The sequence below is a fragment of the Campylobacter sp. genome, from assembly GCF_030528245.1.
Taxonomy (GTDB): domain Bacteria; phylum Campylobacterota; class Campylobacteria; order Campylobacterales; family Campylobacteraceae; genus Campylobacter_D.
The window spans coordinates 1-2883 of the sequence record NZ_JAUMZG010000058.1; the positions used below are offsets into that span (position 1 = coordinate 1).

The following is a 2883-nucleotide window of genomic DNA, read 5'->3' on the forward strand; positions in this document are numbered from 1 at the left end:
AGCAGGATTTTAGCCAAAAAAACAAAATGGGGGAATTTTTGGGCCGCGGCGGAGGATTTGGCAAGGCCGGGCTGGGGTGAAACCCGGCGGGCGGGGAATTTTGCCGGGGGTGGAGGGCGCGAGGCCGGGGGGAGGGATTTGGCGGGGGAAATTTTGCGCGGGTCGCGGAAGGGGTGGAATTTCTGCGGCGCGGTGGCGAAAACCCTCTCGCGTGTCGGGGGGAATTCTGGGGCGAGGAAATTTGAGGCGGGGCGAAGCGGAGACGGCGCGGCGGCTGGAATTCTAGGACGCTGAGGCGGGCGGGGGAAATTTTGCGCGGGCCGCTGGGGCGCGGTGGACTGGCGCGGGTCGAGAGATTGGCGGCGGGGAGCACTGGGTTGGGTCGTGCGGGGGGAATTTTTGGGCGGCAGGATTCTGACGAGGAATTTACTATTCATTAAGCAAGGTTGCGCTAGAGTTTGCGCTTCAAAAGAATGAATTTTGTTGAAGGAGTTTATGATGAGTCTTTACGATAGAGATTATTCTAAATTGGGTTCGCTGGAAGGCGCTCGCTCAAGTCAGCTCAGTGCGTTTATCAAGCAAACTTATCAGCTTTTTGCAGCCTCACTTTTGGCAGCAACGGTGGGAGCCTATGTGGGAATTTTTGCTTTGGCGAGTTATTTTGTGCAGTCTCAGGCGACTTTTTGGATACTTTTTGCGGTGGAGATTGGTTTGATTTTCGCTTTGATGTATAAAAAAAGAGAGGCGCCGCTGAATTTGATTTTACTTTTTGCCTTTACCTTCGTCTCGGGGCTTACGCTCACGCCTTTGCTGATTTCGGTTTTGGCTCTGCCAGCGGGTGGGATCATAGTCGCTCAGGCCTTCGCTTTGACGACGGTAGCCTTTGCGGGACTTAGCATTTTTGCGATGAACACCAAAAAAGATTTTACGATGATGGGTAAGGCCTTATTTATCGTGCTTATCGTTGTGGTGGCGGCGTCTTTGCTTAATCTCTTCTTTCAAAGCGGGATTTTGAATTTGGCCATTTCGGCGGTGGCGGCGGTTTTGTTTTCGTTTTATATCCTTTATGATACGCAAAATATCATTCGCGGCAATTACGAAACGCCTATTGAAGGCGCTGTGGCTCTTTATCTTGACTTTGTCAATCTCTTCATCTCCTTGCTCAATATCCTAAGAAGCGTTAATCGTTAAAAATTTGCGGGTTCCTCCCGCACATTTAAACTCTGTTTGAATTTTTTCGTTAAAATCTCGGCCTAATTCAACTCTAGGAAAATTCTTATGATGACCCTTTTGATTGTTTTGCAATTCATCATCGTGGTGGTGATTTGTATGGCTGTTTTGCTGCAAAAAAGCTCAAGTATAGGGCTGGGCGCGTATAGCGGGAGTAATGAAAGCCTCTTTGGTGCGAGGGGGCCGGCGGGCTTTTTGGCGAAATTCACTTTCATCATGGGCATCTTGCTCATCGCAAATACCATAGCTTTGGGCTATCTTTACAACACCGTGGGTAAAAATTCCCTCGCCGAAAGGGTTCAGGCTGAAAACAACGCGAGTGTTCCATCTGCCCCGATACAACCTAAGGCTCCGCTAGCTCCGAGCCTCCCAAGTGAAATCAATACGAGCAAGTGAAAGGGTGCGGGATGCTTGATGAAATTTTTTCCAAACAAAAAGCCGCAGGAGAGAAGAGTCTTGAGGCTCTTAAGAAAGACTTTACCACGCTCAGAACGGGCAAGGTGAATGCTCACATTTTGGATCATATCAGCGTGGATTATTATGGAAGTGCGACCCCGCTCAATCAAGTCGCCACCATACTTGCAAACGATGCCTCCACAATCAGCATCACTCCTTGGGAAAAAACCATGTTAAAAACTATAGAAAGTGCCATAGCAGCGGCAAATATCGGGGTCAATCCCAACAATGATGGCGAAAGCGTGAAGCTTTTTTTTCCCCCTATGACAAGGGAGCAAAGGGAGGAAAATGTGAAACAGGCTAAGGCTATGGGCGAAAAAGCTAAGGTTTCTGTAAGAAATGGACGCAAAGATGCCAATGACGGGGTTAAAAGGCTTGAAAAAGATAAGATGATTTCAGAGGATGAGGCTAAAAAAGCCTACGATGAGGTGCAAAAACTTACCGATTTTTACACGGCTAAGATTGATGAAAGTGTCAAAGAAAAAGAAGCACAGCTTTTGAAAGTTTGAGATGGATTTGGAGCGAATTTATAGGGAGTGCGGTGCTTTTTTGCGGGGGCATTTTTTACTCAGCTCAGGAAAACATTCAGGCTTTTATCTCCAAAGCGCTAAGGTTTTGGAAAGTCCAGCTCTGGCACAAAAATTATGCGATGAGCTTGCTGCGATCATTCATTCGCATGGCGTGGAATTTGACGCGATTTGCTCACCCGCTTTGGGGGGGATTTTGGCTGGATATGAACTCGCAAGAGCCTGCAAAAAGCGCTTCATTTTTACCGAGAGAGTAGATGCTGCGATGACCTTGAGGCGTGGTTTTGAGGTTGTAAAGGGCGAAAAATTCATCGTTTGTGAGGACATTATCACCACAGGCGGCTCGGCCTTGGAGTGTGCTAGGATTTTGCAAGGTTTGGGCGGGGAGGTTGTGGCTTTTGCGGCTTTGGCTAATCGCGGTTTTTGCGGAGTGAGCAACCTAAAAACCCCCCGAAAAGAAAACGTCGCCTTGCCAGAAAATTTACCCCTTTTTGCCTTGGGGAATTTTGATTTTGAAATTTATGAGAGTGCGCTCTGTCCCCTTTGCAAAGAGGGAAGCAGGGCTGTAAAGCCGGGGAGCCGCGGCAATTAATGAAGGCAAAAATCGCCTCCAGATGGCTAAGATTTCGTGCTTTGCTCATAGATATTTTTTTGATTTATGTGCCGATTT

General features: G+C 48.0%; 5 protein-coding genes and 1 pseudogene. All 6 read left to right on the forward strand.

From position 1 onward, the window contains the following. On the forward strand, positions 1 to 294 hold a 294-nt coding region (locus Q4A73_RS07255; RefSeq protein WP_303206786.1), incomplete at its 5' end, for a hypothetical protein. A 204-nt stretch (positions 295 to 498) separates the two neighbouring features. Continuing rightward, positions 499 to 1191, forward strand: a complete 693-nt coding sequence (locus Q4A73_RS07260; RefSeq protein WP_303206790.1) for a Bax inhibitor-1/YccA family protein — start codon at positions 499 to 501, stop codon at positions 1189 to 1191. A gap of 87 nt (positions 1192 to 1278) precedes the next feature. Beyond that, positions 1279 to 1626: a preprotein translocase subunit SecG gene (secG, locus tag Q4A73_RS07265; RefSeq protein ID WP_303206787.1), complete on the forward strand. Its 348-nt coding sequence runs from the start codon at positions 1279 to 1281 to the stop codon at positions 1624 to 1626. A gap of 11 nt (positions 1627 to 1637) precedes the next feature. After that, on the forward strand, positions 1638 to 2195 hold the full coding sequence (gene frr / locus Q4A73_RS07270; RefSeq protein ID WP_303206788.1) for a ribosome recycling factor: 558 nt from the start codon (positions 1638 to 1640) through the stop codon (positions 2193 to 2195). Between the two features lies 1 nt (position 2196). Continuing rightward, positions 2197 to 2805 carry an orotate phosphoribosyltransferase gene (gene pyrE / locus Q4A73_RS07275; protein ID WP_303206789.1) on the forward strand — a complete coding sequence of 203 codons (609 nt, stop codon included), beginning with the start codon at positions 2197 to 2199 and terminating at the stop codon, positions 2803 to 2805. Then, positions 2805 to 2883 (forward strand): annotated as a pseudogene (locus Q4A73_RS07280) (RDD family protein); the annotation flags it as partial. The gene pyrE and the pseudogene Q4A73_RS07280, both read left to right, overlap by 1 nt.

What these genes read in the sequence shown, in the direction of transcription:
- Q4A73_RS07260 (WP_303206790.1), top strand. Translation starts at nt 499, where the DNA reads ATGAGTCTTTACGATAGAGATTATTCTAAATTGGGTTCGCTGGAAGGC.
- secG (WP_303206787.1), top strand. Translation starts at nt 1,279, where the DNA reads ATGATGACCCTTTTGATTGTTTTGCAATTCATCATCGTGGTGGTGATT.
- frr (WP_303206788.1), top strand. Translation starts at nt 1,638, where the DNA reads ATGCTTGATGAAATTTTTTCCAAACAAAAAGCCGCAGGAGAGAAGAGT.
- pyrE (WP_303206789.1), top strand. Translation starts at nt 2,197, where the DNA reads ATGGATTTGGAGCGAATTTATAGGGAGTGCGGTGCTTTTTTGCGGGGG.